Origin of the sequence: Methylopila musalis, assembly GCF_042679725.1 — a bacterium.
Classification (GTDB): domain Bacteria; phylum Pseudomonadota; class Alphaproteobacteria; order Rhizobiales; family Methylopilaceae; genus Methylopila; species Methylopila musalis.
This window is the reverse complement of the sequence record NZ_JBHTMX010000018.1, coordinates 13,954-30,502: the sequence shown is the minus strand read 5'-3', so window position 1 is coordinate 30,502 and position 16,549 is coordinate 13,954. Positions and strand designations below refer to the sequence as shown.

At 70.6% G+C, this 16,549-nt stretch carries 16 protein-coding genes; 4 read left to right on the top strand and 12 right to left on the bottom strand.

Translation table 11 applies throughout. The features are described from left to right. Nucleotides 1-1,755: marine proteobacterial sortase target protein (locus tag ACFQ4O_RS04445; protein WP_378774443.1), on the bottom strand; the 1,755-nt coding region annotated here is incomplete at its 3' end. Between the two features lie 170 nt (nt 1,756-1,925). On the opposite strand from ACFQ4O_RS04445, the gene ACFQ4O_RS04440 reads away from it, so the two are divergent. After that, complete coding sequence (locus ACFQ4O_RS04440) at nt 1,926-2,690, top strand: helix-turn-helix domain-containing protein (RefSeq protein ID WP_378774442.1); 765 nt, start codon at nt 1,926-1,928, stop codon at nt 2,688-2,690. 28 nt (nt 2,691-2,718) lie between these two features. Here the strand turns inward: ACFQ4O_RS04440 and ACFQ4O_RS04435 are convergent, their stop codons facing one another. From ACFQ4O_RS04435 to ACFQ4O_RS04415, 5 genes are read right to left on the bottom strand one after another with little or no spacing between them, the layout of a single operon-like run. Continuing rightward, complete coding sequence (locus ACFQ4O_RS04435; protein WP_378774441.1) at nt 2,719-3,459, bottom strand: ABC transporter ATP-binding protein; 741 nt, start codon at nt 3,457-3,459, stop codon at nt 2,719-2,721. Nucleotide 3,460: 1 nt separating this feature from the next. Continuing rightward, the gene (locus ACFQ4O_RS04430; protein ID WP_378774440.1) at nt 3,461-4,756 is read right to left on the bottom strand and encodes an ABC transporter substrate-binding protein; all 1,296 of its coding nucleotides are present in this window, start codon (nt 4,754-4,756) and stop codon (nt 3,461-3,463) included. Between the two features lie 2 nt (nt 4,757-4,758). Then, complete coding sequence (locus ACFQ4O_RS04425; RefSeq protein WP_378774439.1) at nt 4,759-5,847, bottom strand: branched-chain amino acid ABC transporter permease; 1,089 nt, start codon at nt 5,845-5,847, stop codon at nt 4,759-4,761. Continuing rightward, the gene (locus ACFQ4O_RS04420) at nt 5,844-6,734 is read right to left on the bottom strand and encodes a branched-chain amino acid ABC transporter permease (RefSeq protein ID WP_378774438.1); all 891 of its coding nucleotides are present in this window, start codon (nt 6,732-6,734) and stop codon (nt 5,844-5,846) included. The genes ACFQ4O_RS04425 and ACFQ4O_RS04420 overlap by 4 nt, the downstream gene beginning before the upstream one ends. 1 nt (nt 6,735) lies before the next feature. Further along, the gene (locus ACFQ4O_RS04415) at nt 6,736-7,542 is read right to left on the bottom strand and encodes an ABC transporter ATP-binding protein (RefSeq protein ID WP_378774437.1); all 807 of its coding nucleotides are present in this window, start codon (nt 7,540-7,542) and stop codon (nt 6,736-6,738) included. A 163-nt stretch (nt 7,543-7,705) separates the two neighbouring features. On the opposite strand from ACFQ4O_RS04415, the gene ACFQ4O_RS04410 reads away from it, so the two are divergent. Further along, complete coding sequence (locus ACFQ4O_RS04410) at nt 7,706-8,449, top strand: isochorismatase family protein (RefSeq protein ID WP_378774436.1); 744 nt, start codon at nt 7,706-7,708, stop codon at nt 8,447-8,449. 157 nt (nt 8,450-8,606) lie between these two features. Here the strand turns inward: ACFQ4O_RS04410 and ACFQ4O_RS04405 are convergent, their stop codons facing one another. From ACFQ4O_RS04405 to glnT, 4 genes are read right to left on the bottom strand one after another with little or no spacing between them, the layout of a single operon-like run. After that, the gene (locus ACFQ4O_RS04405) at nt 8,607-9,941 is read right to left on the bottom strand and encodes an FMN-binding glutamate synthase family protein (protein WP_378774435.1); all 1,335 of its coding nucleotides are present in this window, start codon (nt 9,939-9,941) and stop codon (nt 8,607-8,609) included. Beyond that, on the bottom strand, nt 9,941-10,630 hold the full coding sequence (locus ACFQ4O_RS04400; RefSeq protein WP_378774434.1) for a GltB/FmdC/FwdC-like GXGXG domain-containing protein: 690 nt from the start codon (nt 10,628-10,630) through the stop codon (nt 9,941-9,943). Before ACFQ4O_RS04400 ends, ACFQ4O_RS04405 begins: the two co-directional genes overlap by 1 nt. Beyond that, nucleotides 10,627-11,520 carry a class II glutamine amidotransferase gene (locus ACFQ4O_RS04395; RefSeq protein ID WP_378774433.1) on the bottom strand — a complete coding sequence of 298 codons (894 nt, stop codon included), beginning with the start codon at nt 11,518-11,520 and terminating at the stop codon, nt 10,627-10,629. Before ACFQ4O_RS04395 ends, ACFQ4O_RS04400 begins: the two co-directional genes overlap by 4 nt. Before the next feature lie 27 nt (nt 11,521-11,547). Further along, a complete protein-coding gene (glnT, locus tag ACFQ4O_RS04390; RefSeq protein ID WP_378774432.1) occupies nt 11,548-12,945 on the bottom strand; it encodes a type III glutamate--ammonia ligase in 1,398 nt (465 codons plus the stop codon). Between the two features lie 149 nt (nt 12,946-13,094). Here glnT and ACFQ4O_RS04385 point away from each other — a divergent pair, with 149 nt between their 5' ends. Both ACFQ4O_RS04385 and ACFQ4O_RS04380 read left to right on the top strand, forming a co-directional pair. Continuing rightward, complete coding sequence (locus tag ACFQ4O_RS04385; protein WP_378774431.1) at nt 13,095-14,426, top strand: NAD(P)/FAD-dependent oxidoreductase; 1,332 nt, start codon at nt 13,095-13,097, stop codon at nt 14,424-14,426. An 11-nt stretch (nt 14,427-14,437) separates the two neighbouring features. After that, nucleotides 14,438-14,830 (top strand): Rid family hydrolase, encoded by a 393-nt coding sequence (locus ACFQ4O_RS04380; RefSeq protein WP_378774430.1) that lies wholly within the window; start codon nt 14,438-14,440, stop codon nt 14,828-14,830. A gap of 7 nt (nt 14,831-14,837) precedes the next feature. Here ACFQ4O_RS04380 and ACFQ4O_RS04375 read toward each other — a convergent pair whose 3' ends face one another. Together ACFQ4O_RS04375 and ACFQ4O_RS04370 are read right to left on the bottom strand one after the other, a co-directional pair. Continuing rightward, nucleotides 14,838-15,458, bottom strand: a complete 621-nt coding sequence (locus tag ACFQ4O_RS04375) for a helix-turn-helix domain-containing protein (protein WP_378774429.1) — start codon at nt 15,456-15,458, stop codon at nt 14,838-14,840. A 256-nt stretch (nt 15,459-15,714) separates the two neighbouring features. Next, nucleotides 15,715-16,515 carry a TorF family putative porin gene (locus ACFQ4O_RS04370; protein ID WP_378774428.1) on the bottom strand — a complete coding sequence of 267 codons (801 nt, stop codon included), beginning with the start codon at nt 16,513-16,515 and terminating at the stop codon, nt 15,715-15,717. Nucleotides 16,516-16,549 lie beyond the last annotated feature (34 nt).

Below are 16,549 nucleotides of genomic sequence, written 5' to 3'. Positions count from 1 at the left end.
CCGGTCGCCGAACATGCCGCCCATCTCGAGCCGGTCGGTCGTCGCCGCCAGCCGCGCAGCCACCACCAGCGGCTCGCCGCGGTAGATGTCCGGCAGCGTGCGCGGCGTCACGTCGGCGCCGCCCGCGCCGAAGGTCGCCGACAGGCCGGTCACCGCCGGGCTCTCCAGCTTGGCGAACAGCTCGCGCATCCGCGTGTCCACCTCTTCGGCCGAGCCGATCTGGGTGAAGGCGCCGCGGCCGAGCTCGGCGGCGCGCGTCATGAGGAAGCCGTTCGGCGCCGAGCCGATGCCGACCATGAACAGGCGCGAGCGGCCGCGGCCGGCGCCGATGGCGTCGAACATGCGCTGCTCGTCGCCGATGGCGCCGTCGGTGAGGAACACGATCTGGCGGACGCGCTCGACATCGTCCGGGCGCGGATCGGCGAGCGCGGCCTGCAGCGGCGCCAGCATCTCGGTGCCGCCGCTGGCGCTGATGCGGGCGACGAAGGCCCGGGCCCGCGCCACGTTCTCCGGCGTTGCGTCCACCGTGTCGGGGAACAGCCGCTCCATGGTGGTGTCGAAGCGGATGACGTCGAAGCGGTCCCGGGGCGTCAGCCGGTCGAGCGCGAACAGGAGGCTCGCCTTGGCCTGCGCCATGGAGGGGCCGGACATGGAGCCCGAATTGTCGATCACGAAGATCGCCTCGCGGGGCCGCTTCTCGGCCTCCGCCGCAAGCGCCGGCGGCGTGACATAGGCGATGACGTAGTCCGAGCCGCCGACCGTCTCGCGGAACAGGCCGACCGAGGGGGTCGGGCCCTTCTGCGCCGTCCAGGTCAGTTCGAAGTCGCGGTCGGCCGGGACGTCGCCGTCGGCGAGGGTCACGGTGCGGGCGTTCGCATCGGCTCCCTCGACGGTGACGCGGTGCGTGGCGCTCGCGACCTCGCCGAGGGCGAAGCCGGCGTTCAGGCGGACGGTGATCGCGACCGGGTTCGAGGGCGGCGTCTCGCGCGGGTCGTTCACCGGCGGGGAGACGCGCTCCCGGTCCGGGACCGGATCGACCTGGCCCCAGCCGCTTCCGGTCTCCATGGAGACCTCGGTCTTCAGCGGGGCGGGCGGCAGATAGCGGGGCGCGACCACCAGCGGAAGGCGCAGAGACATCCGCTCCGCCTCCTGATGGACCGGCGCCTGATACTCGATCTGCACCACGACCGTCTCGCCCGGCCCGATGTTCGCGACCGAGTTGGTGAAGAGGTTGGGGCGCTCCTGCTCCACCAGCGCGGCGGTCTTGCCCTCGCGCTTGGCCGTCTCATAGATCTGCTTGGCCTCCTCGCGCTTCTTCACGTCCGCGACGATGACCCGTTCGCCGATCACCAGCCGCATGGCGTCCACCGCGCCCTTCTCGGGCAGGGGATAGACGTAGACGCCCTCCACCCAGCCGTCGGTCGGGTTGCGGAAGGCCTGGGTCACGCGGGTGCGCAGCGTCGGCCCCGAGACGGTGACGTCGTAGTCGGCGCGGACCTGCGGGGCCTCCACGAAGGCGCCGGGCTCGGTCCCGCGCAGCAGAAGCGCGCCGGAGGTCATGCGGCCGGGCGTCACGAAGGCCAGCCGGCCGGGCTCGGCGGCGCCGGCCACGAGCGTCGAGGCCACCAGGGCGGCGACGCCCGCGAGCCCGAGCGCGGCCAGCATCACGAGCGCCGCGAAGACGCCCCGCGTGCGCGCGCCGAGGGAAGGAGCGGCGGGATCATGAAGCCGGAGCGGCGGAAGTGAAGCGGTCATCGTCAGGGATCTCCCCGTGGAGCGTCAGTCGTCGAGACGTCAGGCTTCCGCGCTTCGCCGCGCCGCCGCGACCGTTTCCTTCGCCATTGGCTGGCCACGCTTCGCCTTGCCCCGGCGGATTTCGCGCGGCTATGTGAGGATCTGTGCGTGATGTGACGGGGTGTGAGGCGATGTCCGGATCGGGAGGCGACGACGGCAAACTCGGCCGGGCCGAGAGCGGGGCCATCGCGAACGTGGTGCGCGAGGAGCTGGCGCGCCGGCGCATGTCCCGGCGCGCGCTGGCCGACCACGCACGGATCTCGATCTCTACGCTCGAAAAGGCGCTCGCGGGCAGCCGCCCCTTCACGCTCGCCACGCTGGTGCGGCTGGAGGAGGCGCTCGACCGGCGGCTGCGGGAGCCGCACTCGACCCCCGCGGCCACGCCGCCCGCCACCGGCTTCGCCCCGGCGGAGCTCGGCTCCTACTCCCGGCCGGCCATGTCGTGGATCGAGGGCGAGTATCTCACGCTCCGCCCGTCCTTCGGCGATCCGGCGGCGATCTACGCCTACCGCACCGACATCGCATGGTCGGACGAGACCTCACGGATGGTGTTCCGGGAGGGCGAACGGATCGACGCCGCCTTCACCCAGTTCGGCGACGTCTCGGCCCCGCATCAGTCGGGGCACATCTATCTCGTCACCAACCGGCTCGGGCAGCACCGGCTGATCGTGCTGTCGCGCCCCACCATCGAGGGCGCGATGTACGGCGTGCTGACCACGCTGCAGGCGGGCCGGGGCTCCCAGCTGACGCCGGTGGCGGCGGCCATCGCCTTCCTGCCGCTGAAGCGCGGCGCGCCGGCGGCCGCCGGCCGCATCGGCCCGCGCGACGCCGACTACGCGCGCTTCCGCAGCCATCTGGACCGGGTGAAGCAGGACGGGTTCGCGGTTCTGATGTGACGGCCCGGCGGGAGGGCCGGGCAGGGCGCTATCCGAAATAGGCCCGCTGGACGTCGCCTTCGAGCGACAGGCCGGCGGCCGGTCGGAACAGGGTGACCGCGCCGGTCTCCAGCACCGCCACGGTGCGGGCGGCGCTGAGCGCCAGCGCCGCGTTCTGCTCGCAGATCAGGACGGTGACGCCCCGGGCGGCGTTGATCTCGCGGAGCGCGGCGAACACCTCCCGGGCGACGCCGGGGGCGAGGCCCATGGTGGGCTCGTCGACCAGCATCAGCGTGGGGCGCGCCATCAGCCCGCGGGCGATGGCCGCCATCTGCTGCTCGCCGCCCGACAGATAGCCGGCCTTCTGGGCCCGCCGCTCGCGCAGGCGCGGGAACAGCGTGAAGGCCGTCTCCAGATCGTCCCGCACGGCCCTGGCGTCGGAGCGCGCGAAGGCCCCCATGCGCAGGTTCTCCTCCACGGTGAGCTGGCGGAACAGCCGCCGGCCCTCCAGCACGTGGACGACGCCCCGCCGCACGCGCTCCGCGGCGGAGAGGCGCCGGAGGTCCTGCCCGCGGAAGCGGATCGCGCCCCGGCGGACCGCGCCCCCCTCCGCCGCCAGCAGGCCCGAGATCGCCTTGAGCGTGGTGGACTTGCCCGCGCCGTTGGCGCCGAGGAGGACGGTGACGTCCCCCTCGGCCACGTCGAGCGAGACGTCGCGCAGCGCGAGAAGGTCGCCCGGATAGACGACCTCCAAGCGGTCGAGGCTGAGAAGGGGCTCGCCGGACGCCATGTCAGTTCTTCGCGGCGACGCTCGCGCGGTACTCTTCGGCGGAGCGCTTGATGCGCGCCCACACCACGTCCTCGTAAGGCGGGATCCAGCCGCTGATCGTGGTCCAGCGCTTGCCGTCCCACTGCTGGAACAACTGCGGATCGACGCCGCCGTGATAGTCGGCGGACAGCTTGATCTCCGAGGCGAGACCCTCGGCGCCGAGCTCCTTCAGCCGCGCCTTGTCGAGCTTGAGCTTGTTGAGGCCGTCGAGAACCTTCTCGCCGGTGAGCGGCAGGCCGTGGTCGCGCACCGCGTTGCGGAAGGCCTCCACGATCACGATCCCGGTGAAGACGCCGCGGTTGTAGGCGACCGTGCCGACCCGCTCGCGCGGCAGGGAGCCCTTGCCGGCTCCGTAGACCGTGCCGAGGATCTGCTGGATCACGGGGAAGTCGGTCCCAACGCCCTGATAGCTCGCGGAGACGTAGCCCTTGGCGAGGTCGCCGGCGGCGGCGATGTCCTCTTCCGAGCCGCACCACAGCGTGCCGATGAAGCGCTCGATCGGGAAGCCGACCTTCTGGATCTCCGTGAACGGCACCGAGCAGGACTGGCCGTAGTTCCACTGGATCGCCCAGTCGGCGCGGTAGCGGCGGGCGATGTCGACCCAGGCCGCGCTCTGCTCCAGCCCCGGCGTCGGCAGCGGGAACGACTTCCACTCGAAGCCGAAGCGCTTCGACAGCTCCTCCAACACCGGGATGGCGCCGCGGCCATAGGCGTTGTCGAGATGCAGGAAGGCGATCTTCTTGCCTTTCAGCTTGTCCTCGCCGCCTTCCTTCTCCGCGATGTAGCGGATGGTGGACGAGGCCTGCGCCCAGAAGTTCGCGACCACGGGATAGAGATAGGGGAAGGTGGCGCCGTCGGTGGCGTCGGCGCGGTTGCCGGCCGGGTTGATGCCGGCGACCTTGTCGGCCGCGAGCCGCTCGCTCAGCGCGACGACGGCGGGCGAGCTGTTCGGATAGACCACCTTCCACTGGCCGCGGAAGCGCTCGTAGCACTCCAGCGCGCGCGGGGTTTCGTAGCCGAACTCGCATTCGCTCCAGCGGATCTGCGCGCCGCCGACGCCGCCCTGGGCGTTGACGAGGGCGAAGTAGTCCTGCTGGCCGCTGGAGACGCCGGTGGCTCCGGTGGCGTAGGGGCCCGTGCGCGTGACGAGCATGGGGTGGTGGATTTCCGTCGTGCTGTCCTCGGCGGCGGCGGGCGCCGCGGCGAAGGCGGCGGGCAGCGCGGCCGCGGCGAGGATCAGGCTGCGGAGGCGGGTCATTTTCAGGTCTCCTGGGATGGGCCGGGGCGTCGCGTGACGCGCCGGAGGACGCTCTGCGCGGCCGTTCCGGCGCGCTCGAACAGGTGGGCGAGCCCGCGGGGCTCGGCGATGAGGAAGCCCACGATCAGCAGGCCGAAGATCAGGTGCTCGGCGTTGGCGAGCGTGCCGGCGTTGACGCCGCCGCCGAACGCGTCCGCGCCGCGGTGCAGGGCGACGCTCACCACGATCGGCGTCAGCGCGATGAAGGCGGCCCCGAGATAGGAGCCGAGCACCGAGCCGAGGCCGCCGATGATGATCATCCCGAGCAGCTTCACCGAGAGCTCGAGGCGGTACTCCTCGATGGTCGCGGCGCCCGTCCAGGCGAAGGTGACGAGCGCGCCCGCGACGCCGGCGTAGAAGCCCGAGACCGCGAAGGCGATCAGCTTGTGCCGGAAGGCCGCGACGCCCAGCACCTCGGCGGCGATCTCGCGCTCGCGGATCGCGATCCAGGCGCGCCCCAGGGGGCTGCGCAGCAGGTTCGCGGCGAACAGGGTGAGCGGGGCCGCGACCGCGAGCGTCAGCAGGTATTTGGCGGTGGCGCTGTCGAACGCGATCGGCCCGAAGGCGAGCTTCGGCAGGCTGAGCACGCCGTGCGCGGAGGCGCCGAACCAGGGCAGGCGCTGCATCAGCCAGATCACCACCACCTGCGCGGCGAGCGTGGAGACCATGAGGTAGAGCCCGCGGATGCGGCGCGACGGCAGGCCGACCAGCGCGGCGACCGCCGCGGCGGAGGCGCCCGCCGCCAGCAGCGCGAGCGGCAGCGGCAGGCCGTAGCGGCCATAGGCGATGGCGCCCACGAAGGCGCCCACCGCCATGAAGGCGGCGTGGCCCATGGAGATCTGTCCGGCGGCGCCCACCACCACGTTGAGCCCAAGGGCTGCGAGCCCGAAGATCAGGGTCGGCAGCGCGATGCTCTTGATCCAGTACTCGCCGACCACGAACGGCAGCAGGACCAGCAGCGCGAGCGCGCCCAGCCCGAGGAGCGCGCCGCGCGGCAGGCGGCGGGGGACCGGCGTCGCGGCCGACGGAACGTCAGCGGCGATGTCGGTCATATGCGGTCGATCGTCCGTTCGCCGAGCAGCCCCTGCGGCCGCAGCGAGAGCACCAGCAGCGCGCCGAGATAGGCGACGATCTCCTGCACGCCCCCGCCCACCAGCGGGCCGAGGAAGCCTTCGCCCAGCGCCTCGCCGGCGCCGACCAGAAGCCCGGCGAGGATCGCGCCCGGAATGCTTTCGATGCCGCCGATGATGAGGATGGGCAGCGCCTTCAGCGTGATCTGCGTCATGCCGAAATGGACGCCGATGCGCGCGCCCCACAGCACGCCGGCGACGATCGCCACCGCGCCGGCGAGCGTCCACGCCACCGCCCAGACGCGGCCGACCCGAACCCCGATCGCCTGCGCCGCGACGGGATCGTCCGCCATGGCGCGCAGGCCGAGGCCGATCCGGGTGCGCTGGAAGAACAGCACCAGCAGCAGCACGCAGGCCGCGGCGATCGCCGCGCCGATCAGGTCCGGCGGCGAGACATAGACCCCGCCGAGCTGCAGCGGCGCCTGGGGGATGTCGAGCTTGAGGCCCCGGGGCTGGTTGCCCCAGATGAGCTGCGCGAGGCCTTCGAGCACATAGGCGACGCCGACCGTCGCCATGAAGATGGTGAGCGGCGAGCGGCCGATCAGCGGCCGCAGCACGAAGCGCTCCACCGCCACCGCCAGCACCGCCATGGCGACGAGGGCGCCGGCGATGGCGAGCGGCAGGCCGAGCACCGGCCGCAGGCCGACCACGGTCAGCGCCGCGAACAGCGTCATCGCGCCCTGCGCGAAGTTGAACACCGCCGAGGCCTTGTAGATCAGCACGAAGCCGAGGGCGACCATGGCGTACATGACGCCGATCAGCACCCCGGTGATGGCGAGCTCGGTCCCGTAGATCAGATCGCCGCTCATGTCAGGCCGGCTCCCCGGCGACGCCGAAATAGGCCTCGAGCACCTTCGGGTCCTGGCGGATCTCCGCCGGCGTCCCCTCGGCCAGAACCTCGCCGTGGTCGAGCACCAGGATCCGGTCGGCGAGCGCCGTCACCAGCGGGAAATCATGCTCGATCATCACCACGGTCAGGCCGAGACGGTCCCGGATCGCGCGCACCGCGGCGGCGATCTCGCGCTTCTCCTCCGCGTTCATGCCGGCGAGCGGCTCGTCCAGCAGCAGCAGGCGCGGCTGCGCCGCCAGCGCGCGGGCGAGCTCCACCTTCTTCTTCACGCCATAGGGCAGCGTCTCGACCGGCAGATCGCGCAGCGCGCCGAGGCCGAGCACGTCGAGCGCCTGCTCCGCCGCCGCCCGCTGCCGGCGATCGTCGGCGCGCGCGGTCGGCCAGCCGAGGCCATAGGCGAAGAATCCCGCGCCGGTGTGGACGTGACGGCCCACCAGCACGTTCTCCAGCACGCTGAGGCCGGCGAACAGGGCGACGTTCTGGAAGGTGCGGGCGACGCCGAGCGCGGCGACGCGATGGGGCCGCGGCCGGGCAAGATCGACGCCGAAATAGCGCACCGATCCGGCGGTCGGCCGGTAGGCGCCGCTGACCACGTTGAGCAGCGAGGTCTTGCCGGCGCCGTTCGGCCCCACGATCGCGAAGATGGAGCCCTCCGCGCAGGCGAAGCTGACGTTCCTGAGGGCCGTGACCGCGCCAAAGCTCAGCGTGACGGCGGAGACCTGCAGAGGCGGCGCGAAGGCGAGGGGCTCGGCGGCGAGCGGCGGCATGGCGGGGAAACCAGAAGAGGAGCCCGCTCAGGCGCAGGAAGCGCTCGGCCGCGGCGAGAACGTTATTAAACACAATTGATGGAATAAATAGACTTATGTCAATATGGGTCGTCGCCGCCCGTTGGGGCCGCGCTGACCTGATCGCTTTCCGGAGCCCCGCGCCATGAACGTCGCCGTGTCCCACGCCGCCTCGAAGACGCCGACGCCGCACCCGCAGTGGGGCGCGCTCGATCTCGCCGAGGCGCTCGCCTATCCGACGCTGCTGCTCGTGATCGGGCAGTCGAACAGCATCCTCACGTCCACCGGCGCGCAGGCCCATGAGCGGCTGTGGGAGCGCACGCGCCGGCCGGGCGGCGCGCTGCCGAACACGCTGAGGCTGACGGAGGCGGCGCGCGCCGCCGAGCAGCGCGTCGCGTGGACCCGCTACGACATCAACCGCAAGGACTATGCGCAGACGCTGGTGGACAGGGCCCAGTACGAATTCTGGCTGAAGGACAAGGCGGACTGGACCGCCGAGGACTGGCGGCGCGACGGCGATCTGGTCGCCGAGATCGAGCAGGCCCGCCGCCCCGAGGACCTGGTGCTGTTCTACGGCACGCTCGGCAACGTGTTCCTCGGCACGCTGCTGACGCAGCATCTGGCCGCCTGGGGCGTGCGCACCCTGCTGCTCGCCGGCCACCATCTCGACTGGTGCATCGAACAGGCGGCCCGCACCGCGCGCGACATCGGTTTTAACCCGATCGTGGTCGGCGACGCCACCGCCGCCGGCGTGGAGGCGGACGAAGCCCCGACGCTGAAGCGCATCGACACCTTCTTCGCGCCGGTGATCTCCACCGACGCGGCCGTCGAGCTGATCGCCGAAGGCGCCGCCCGCCGCCGCGCCCGCGGATGGCCCACCGCGCTGTGACGGCGGCGCGCGGTTTGATCGGGGGAGGGGGTTTGGTAGCGGTATAGCGGCTCGAACCCCCGACACGCGGGTCCCGCGCTCCCGCCCGCGCATCCGCCGACATGGACATGTCGGACGGCGGGGAGGCGGCGTCGGGGCCGTCTCCCCGCCGGACGGATCAGAACGACGAGCCGGGAATCCAGCTCGTGCCCGCCAGCGGCACCTGCGCCATGGCGGCGGCCTCGATGGTCAGCGCCACGAGATCCTCGGGCTCCAGATTGTGCAGGCTGCTTTTCCCGCAGGCGCGGGCGATGGTCTGCGCCTCCAGCGTCATGACTTTGAGATAGTTCGCGAGCCGGCGGCCGGCGGCGACGGGGTCCAGACGGGCGGCGAGCTCCGGGTCCTGCGTCGTGATGCCGGCGGGATCGCGCCCCTCGTGCCAGTCGTCATAGGCGCCGGCGGTCGTGCCAAGCGCGCGGTACTCGTCTTCGTACTTCGGATCGTTGTCGCCGAGGGCGACCATGGCCGCGGTGCCGATCGCCACCGCGTCGGCGCCGAGCGCCAGCGCCTTGGCCACGTCCGCGCCGTTGCGGACGCCGCCGGAGACGATGAGCTGCACCTTGCGGTGCATGCCGAGGTCCTGCAGCGCCTTCACCGCGGGCCGGATCGCCGACAGGATCGGGATGCCGACGTGCTCGATGAACACGTCCTGCGTCGCCGCGGTGCCGCCCTGCATGCCGTCGAGCACCACCACGTCGGCGCCGGACTTCACGGCGAGCGCGACGTCGTACTGGGGCCGGCTGGCGCCGACCTTGAGATAGATCGGCTTCTCCCAGTTGGTCAGCTCGCGCAGCTCGAGGATCTTGATCTCAAGATCGTCGGCGCCGGTCCAGTCGGGGTGCCGGCAGGCCGAGCGCTGGTCGATGCCCTTCGGCAGCGATCGCATCTCGGCGACGCGATCGGAGATCTTCTGCCCGAGCAGCATGCCGCCGCCGCCGGGCTTGGCGCCCTGACCGACCACGATCTCGATCGCGTCGGCCTTGCGCAGGTCGTCCGGATTCATGCCGTAGCGCGACGGCAGGTACTGGTAGACCAGCGTTTTGGACTGCCCGCGCTCCTCCGGGGTCATGCCGCCGTCGCCGGTCGTCGTGGACGTGCCGGCGATCGAAGCGCCGCGGCCGAGCGCCTCCTTGGCCTGGGCGGACAGCGCGCCGAAGCTCATGCCGGCGATGGTGACCGGGATGTCGAGCCTGATCGGCTTCTTGGCGAAGCGCGTTCCGAGCGTGACGCTGGTGTCGCACCGCTCGCGATAGCCCTCGAGCGGGTAGCGCGACATGGAGGCGCCGAGGAACAGCAGGTCGTCGAAATGGGGCAGCTTGCGCTTCGCGCCGCCGCCCCGGACGTCGTAGATGCCGGTCGCGGCGGCGCGGCGGATCTCGGCGAGCGTGTACGGATCGAACGTGGCGGACATGCGCGGGGGCGTCGCGCCCCAAGGACGCTCGTGGACGGTCATCAGTACGCCCCTGCGTTGTCGACGTGGAAAGTGTAGAGGGTCCGGGCGGAGCCGAAGCGGCGGAACTCGGAGACGTCGATCGCGCCGCTCTCGCCGGCCTGCGCCAGCAGGTCGAACAGCTCCCGCCGGTGCTCGTCGCGCATGTCCTTCTCGACGCAGTCGGCGCCGAGGCTCGCGACCTTGCCCCTCACGTAGAGCCGGGCCTCATAGATCGAATCGCCGAGCGCCTCGCCGGCGTCGCCGAAGCAGACGAGGCGTCCCTTCTGGCCCATGAAGGCGGACAGATGGCCGATCTCGCCTTTGACGACGATGTCGACGCCCTTCATGGAGATGCCGCAGCGCGCGCCGGCGTTGCCGTCGATCCGCAGCAGCCCTCCGCGCCCGGTCGCGCCCGCCGACTGGGCGGCGTCGCCCTTCACGTGGATCACGCCGGACATCATGTTCTCGCCGACGCCCTGACCGGCGGCGCCGTCGATCAGCACCCGGGCGCTCTTGTTCATGCCGCCGCAGAAGTAGCCGACGGGGCCTGCGATCTCGATGTCGACCGGCGCGTCGACGCCGACCGCGATGGCGTGGGTCCCGAACGGGTTGAGGATGCGCCACCGGGTCTCGCCGGCGCCCTCCCGCAGGGCCTGCAGGTCGGTGTTGAGCTCACGCAGCGGCGTGACGGACAGGTCGACCGACTTCACGGGCGGCTCTCCCAGAAATAGGGCGTGGCGGGTTTCGGCTCGAACAGCCGCGCCTGGGCGATGCCCGGCAGGCAGGTCAGGCTGCGATATTCGGAGGCGAAGCCCACATAGTCGTCGGTTTCGGCCATCACGGCGGGCTTGCAGGCGATCGGGTCGCGCAGCACGCCGAAGCCGGTCTCGGTCCCGACCACGAAGGTGAAGAAGCCGTCGAGGTCCGACAGGCTCGACTCCAGCGCGTCGCCGAGGCTGCGGCCGCGCCGCAGCTCGCGGCTGAGGTAGCCGGCGGCGACCTCGGAGTCGTTCGCGGTCTCGATCCGGATCCCGTCCCGGCGAAGCTCCCGGCGCAGCGAGGCGTGGTTCGAGAGCGAGCCGTTGTGGACGAGGCACTGGTCGCGGCCGGTGGAGAACGGATGAGCGCCGTTGGTGGTGACGGCGGATTCGGTCGCCATGCGGGTGTGCGCGATGGCGTGGGTGCCGCCGATCGACGGGATGTCGAACCGTCGGGCGACCTCCGTCGGGTAGCCGACCTCCTTGAAGATCTCCAGGCGGCGTCCCTCGCTGACGACCGTCACGCCCTGGTCCGCGAGCCACGCGCGGGCCTGCACGGCCGTGTCGGCGGGAAGCGAGAGCGTCGCGTGGGTGTCGCGGACGCGCGCCGTCACCGTGGCGCCGATGGCGCGCCCGAGATTCGCCGCGACCTTCTCGAAGTCGGTCGCAGCGTTTGACGTGACCGTGAGCTTCAGGCCGTCGTCCGCGCCGTTGGTGTAAAGCGCGAAGCCGGCGGAGTCCGGGCCCCGCTCGCACAAGGTGGACGTCATGGCCGCCAGCAGCGCCCCGAGGTCGTGTTCAAGACGGCCGTTCTTCAGGAACAGCCCGGCAATTCCGCACATGATTTGGCTCCGAACGTGGACCGCGGATCAGAAGAAGCTGAGATATCTCTCGACTTCCCACTGGGAGACGTGGCGGCAATAGGCGCCCCACTCGGCCCGTTTGATTTTGAGGAACTCCGAGATCACCCGGTCGCCGAGCGTCCGCGCGAACAGCTCGTCGGCCTCGAGCGCGTCGAGCGCCGCGCCGAGCGTCTGGGGCAGGACCTCGACGCCGAGGTCCGCGACCTCGCCCGCCGACAGGGCGTAGAAGTTGATGTTGTGGGGCTCGCCCGGATCGAGCTCGCGTTCGACGCCGTCGAGGCCGGCCGCGATCAGCGCCGCGGTGGCGAGATAGGGGTTCATCGCGCTGTCGCCGGTGCGAAGCTCCAGCCGGCCGTAGGGGATCCGCACCATGGCGGTGCGGTTGTTGTCGCCATAGGCGACGAACACCGGCGCCCAGGTGGTGCCGGAGACGTTTTCGCCCACGACGAGGCGCTTGTACGAGTTGACCGTCGGGGCGAGCAGGGCGGTCAGGGCCGGCGCATGCGCCATGACGCCGCCGAGGAAATGGTAGGCCAGCCGGCTCAGGCCGAGGCCGCGCGGGTCGGAGGCGTCGTGAAACAGGTTCCGCCCGTCCGCGTCCGCGATCGAGCAGTGGATGTGCATGCCGCTGCCCGTGGTGTCGCTGCGGGGCTTCGGCATGAAGGAGCAGATGGCGCCGAGCTCGTGGGCGATCTCCGCCGCGGCCATCTTGAACAGGATCACCTGATCGGCCGACTTCAGAGCGTCGGCGTATTTGAAGTTGATCTCGTACTGGCCGTTCGCGTCCTCATGGTCGATCTGGTAGACGTCGATGCCGACCGCCTGCAGCGAGGCGGTGATCTTCTCGAGAAAGCTGCGGCCGCGCATCAGTCCGCGATAGTCGTAGGCGGGCTTCGCCAGCGTGTCGGTCTCGTCGAAGACCGTGATCTGTCCGTCCGCGCCGCGACGCACGAGGATGAACTCGGGCTCGAGCCCGGTGTTCAGCGTCCACCCCCGCGCCGTGAGCCGCTCGACCTGCCGCTTGAGCACGTTGCGGGTGTCCACGGGATGCGCTTCGCCCGCGACCCGACCGGCGCCCATCATGCGGGCGTAGCCCGGCGCCCAGGGCGTCAGCGTCAGCGTGTCCAGGTCGCACACGACCATGAACTCGGCCTCGTGCGGCGCCATGCCGAGCCCCCAGGCGCCTGCGCCCGCAAATCCGGCGCCGTCCTCCAGCAATCCTTCGAGATGCTGGACCGGCACCGCCTTGCTCTTCGCGACGCCGTGGATGTCGACGAACTGGGCGAGGATGTACCGGACGCCGTTCTTGCCGAGAAACGCCTTCGCTCCGGCGACGTCCACGCCGTCGGGCGTCGTCATACAGCCCGGCTCCAACGCGATGCCCATATGGTCGAACGCCTTCATCCTGAGGCTCTCCTGCCGCCGGCCGGCCTCGCTCGCCGGCCTGAAAGCACCCATACGGCCTGTTTGCGTTTCATGCAATGTTTTTGTATATGAAGAAAACAAATCAGCGGCCCGGCGCGCGGGCCCGCAAACCAATGGCGCCTGATCACATGGTTGGACCAAGCCTCGGACTTCTCGCCAGCGGCCGGGCCAGGGGCGTCCTCGAAACCGATCCGTTCTGGTGGGACGCGGCGCGGCCGCCGGACGACGGCTTCGACGCCATGCCCTCCAGGGCGGACGTGGTCGTCGTCGGCGCCGGGTTCTCAGGGCTGTCCGCCGCGCTGACGCTCGCCCGCGCGGGCCGTGACGTCCTCGTGGTGGACGCCGGCGTTCCGGGATTCGGCGCCAGCACCCGCAACGGCGGTCAGGTCGGAAGCGGGAACCAGAAATTCCGCGTCCGGACGCTGATCGAGATGAAAGGCGAGAGGCAGGCCGTCGACCTGCTGCGCGAAGGCGTGGAGATGCTGGACGGCCTCGAACGGCTGGTCCGTGACGAGAACATCGACTGCGCGTTCGAGCGCTGCGGCCGCTTCCGGGGCGCGATGCGTCCGGCGCACTACGAGACCATGGCCCGGGACATGGCGGAGCTGCAGCGCTATGCGGGCGTGGAGTTCCACATGGTTCCGAGACACGACCAGCGCTCGGAGATCGGCAGCGACCGCTTCTTCGGCGGGTCGGTGCTGCCGCAGGACGCCTCGCTCCATCCCGGCCGCTACCACGCCGGGCTTCTCGGCCGCGTGCGGGAGGCGGGGGCGCAGGTCGTCGGCAAGGCGCCGGTGCGCGACATCGCGCCGGACGGCGCGGGACACCGGGTCCGGTTCGACGGCTTCGACGTCCGGGCGCGGGACGTGATCGTCGCGACCAACGGCTACACCAAGGGCGTCGGGCGCTACTTCTCCCGGCGGATCGTGCCGATCGTCTCGTCGCAGATCACCACCGGGCCGATCGCGCCGGAGCGCTTCGCGGCGGCGATGCCGAAGCGACGCGTCTACGGCAACTCCAACCGGGTGTTCTTCTACTTCCGCGGCGCGCCCGGCGAGAACCGCATCGTGTGGGGCGGCCGCGCCAACCATCTGGCGAGCGGCGGGTCCGCGGCGTCGTTCCGGCACCTCGCGCGCGATCTGCTCGACACGTTTCCGGAGCTTGCGGACGTCGCCGTCAGCCACGCCTGGAGCGGGCTCATCGGCTACACGTTCGACGAGTTCCCGCATCTCGGCCGCTCGCCCGACGGCGTGTATTACGCCATGGGCTACTGCGGCACCGGCGTGTCCCGCTCCACCCATTTCGGCCGCAAGATCGCCCTGCAGCTTCTCGGCCGCCCGGAGGGCCGGAGCGCGTTCAGCGATCTCGGCTTCCCGAGCCACGCCTTCCATTTCGCAGCCCGGCGCGCCGTGCCGGCCTTCGAGACCTGGTATCGCATCCGCGACGCCGGCGACTTCTGACGGAGATCGCAATGTCCGCTTCCACGCCGTCCGCCCGCCGCAACATCTCGTCGGGCGGGGCTTACGAGAACGTCTTCGGCTACTCGCGCGCGGTCGCGCTCGGCGGCCAGATCCATGTCTCCGGCACCTGCGCTCCCGCGAGCCACGAAACGCTCGGCGCCTTCGAGCAGACCAAAGCCGCGCTGCGCACCATCGAGGCCGCGCTTCGTGAGGCGGGAGCCGATCTCACGGACGTGGTGCGGACCGTGGTCTATGTGCGCGACATCGCCGACGCCGACGCGGTGGCGCGGGCGCATCTCGCCGCGTTCGACGCGGTGCGCCCGGCCTCGACGCTGGTCCAGGTCACGTCGATGCTGCGCCCGTGGCAGCTGGTCGAGATCGAGGCCTACGCCGTGAAGGGCTGAGCCACGCTCATTCGGCGTAGACGATGATCGAGATGAACTGGATGTGCTCGTCGAGCAGCGTTTCGGGGCCGTGGATGACGGAGCCGGCGAAGGTGAGCGCGTCCCCCTGCTCGAGCAGGAACGTCTTGTCCCCGAACCGATACTCCATGCGGCCGCTCAGCATGTAGATGAACTCGGTTCCCGGGTGCTGGAACCGGGGATAGACCTCGCTCATCTGGTCCATTTCGATGAAGAACGGCTCGAAGATCTTCCTCGGGCCCTTGTGGTAGGAGAGCAGCCGGTAGGTGTGGCCGTGCTTGGTGCCGGTCCGCACCACCTCCATCTGGTCGCCCGCCTTGACCAACTGGGCGGTGCCGCTCGTGTCCTCGATCGCCCGGAACAGCGTCGACATGTCGACGCCGAGCGCCGCGCATATGCGCTCCAGCACGTCGAGGCTCGCAGCCGACTGGCCGTTCTCGATCCGGCTCAGCATGGCGACCGACATGCCCGCGGCCGAGGCGAGCTCGGCCAGGGTCAGGGAGCGCTCGAGCCTGTGCTCGCGGATCGCGGAGCCGGCGCGCTGGTCGATCGGCAGCACCGCCTTCGAGACTTCCGCCCGTTCGACGGCCACCTTTTCCGCCGCGAGCATCTCGGATTGGCGTTTGCTTTCGCCCGCCGCCTTCGTCCCGCCCATCGTCACCGCCGTCATTCGCCCGATCGGATCGGCGAAGCGCCGATCCGCGCAGCTTATCGCACGGGCCGTCGCGGCGGAATTCTCCTGTCGAAACACGATTGAGCGCGGCGCGATCACGGATGTCCGCGGGCACGACAAAACCGGCGGCGTCCCTGTGGACGTCGCCGGTTCCGCCTGTCTCGCCACCGATGCGGCGGAGCGCTTCGACGCGTTACTTCAGCTTGTTGAGCGACGTGTCGAACGACAGCGTCGCGAGCAGCCGGCTGCCGCACCAGTCGCGGTTTCCGATGTAGCCGAGGCAATCACGCTTGCTGAGATTGGTGTCGCTGTATCGCAGGTCCAGCGTTACGGCCTTGTAGGACACGCCCGCGCCGGCGTCCCAGTAGAGATAGTCTTTGACGAAGTTCTGCGTCGTCCACTGCTTCGAGAAGCTGCCGGACACATAGGCGCCGATGTCGGGCCGGTTGATGAGCGGCGTGAACGTGTACTTCGCGAAGGCGGTCGAATGGACGACCTCGGGGCCGAAGTTGATGAAGTTGCTGCCGTAGAAGATGTTCGCGCCGACCGTGAACTGGTCCGTCACGGCGTAGCTGGCGACGCCGTAGACCTTGCCGTATTCGAGGTCCTTGACGCCCTTGGCGCTTCCGCTGAAGGCCACCCAGACGTAGCCGGCGTCGAGCGTCAGCGCGCCGAAGCTGTGGCGGAGGCCGCCGTACAGGTCGAACTCCGCGGACGGATCGGACGCGCCGCCGAAGTTGACGCTCGTGGCCAGCACGCCGGCGTACACCCAGTCGAAGGCCTGGGCCTCCGCATAGCCCTGGATCGCGGGATCCCGCGACGTCTGGGCGACGCCTCGCACCATGTATTCGCTCATGCCGCGCACGCCGAACGCGATGTCGAAATTGGGTTTCGTGGCGTCGATCGCCTCGGGCATGTCGGCGGCGACCGCGGAGCCAAAGGTGATCGAGATCGCCGCGAGCGCTGCGCCCACGACGTTGAGAAGCGTGTTCATGTGGAAATCCCCCGTCGATTTCGATGGATGTGTT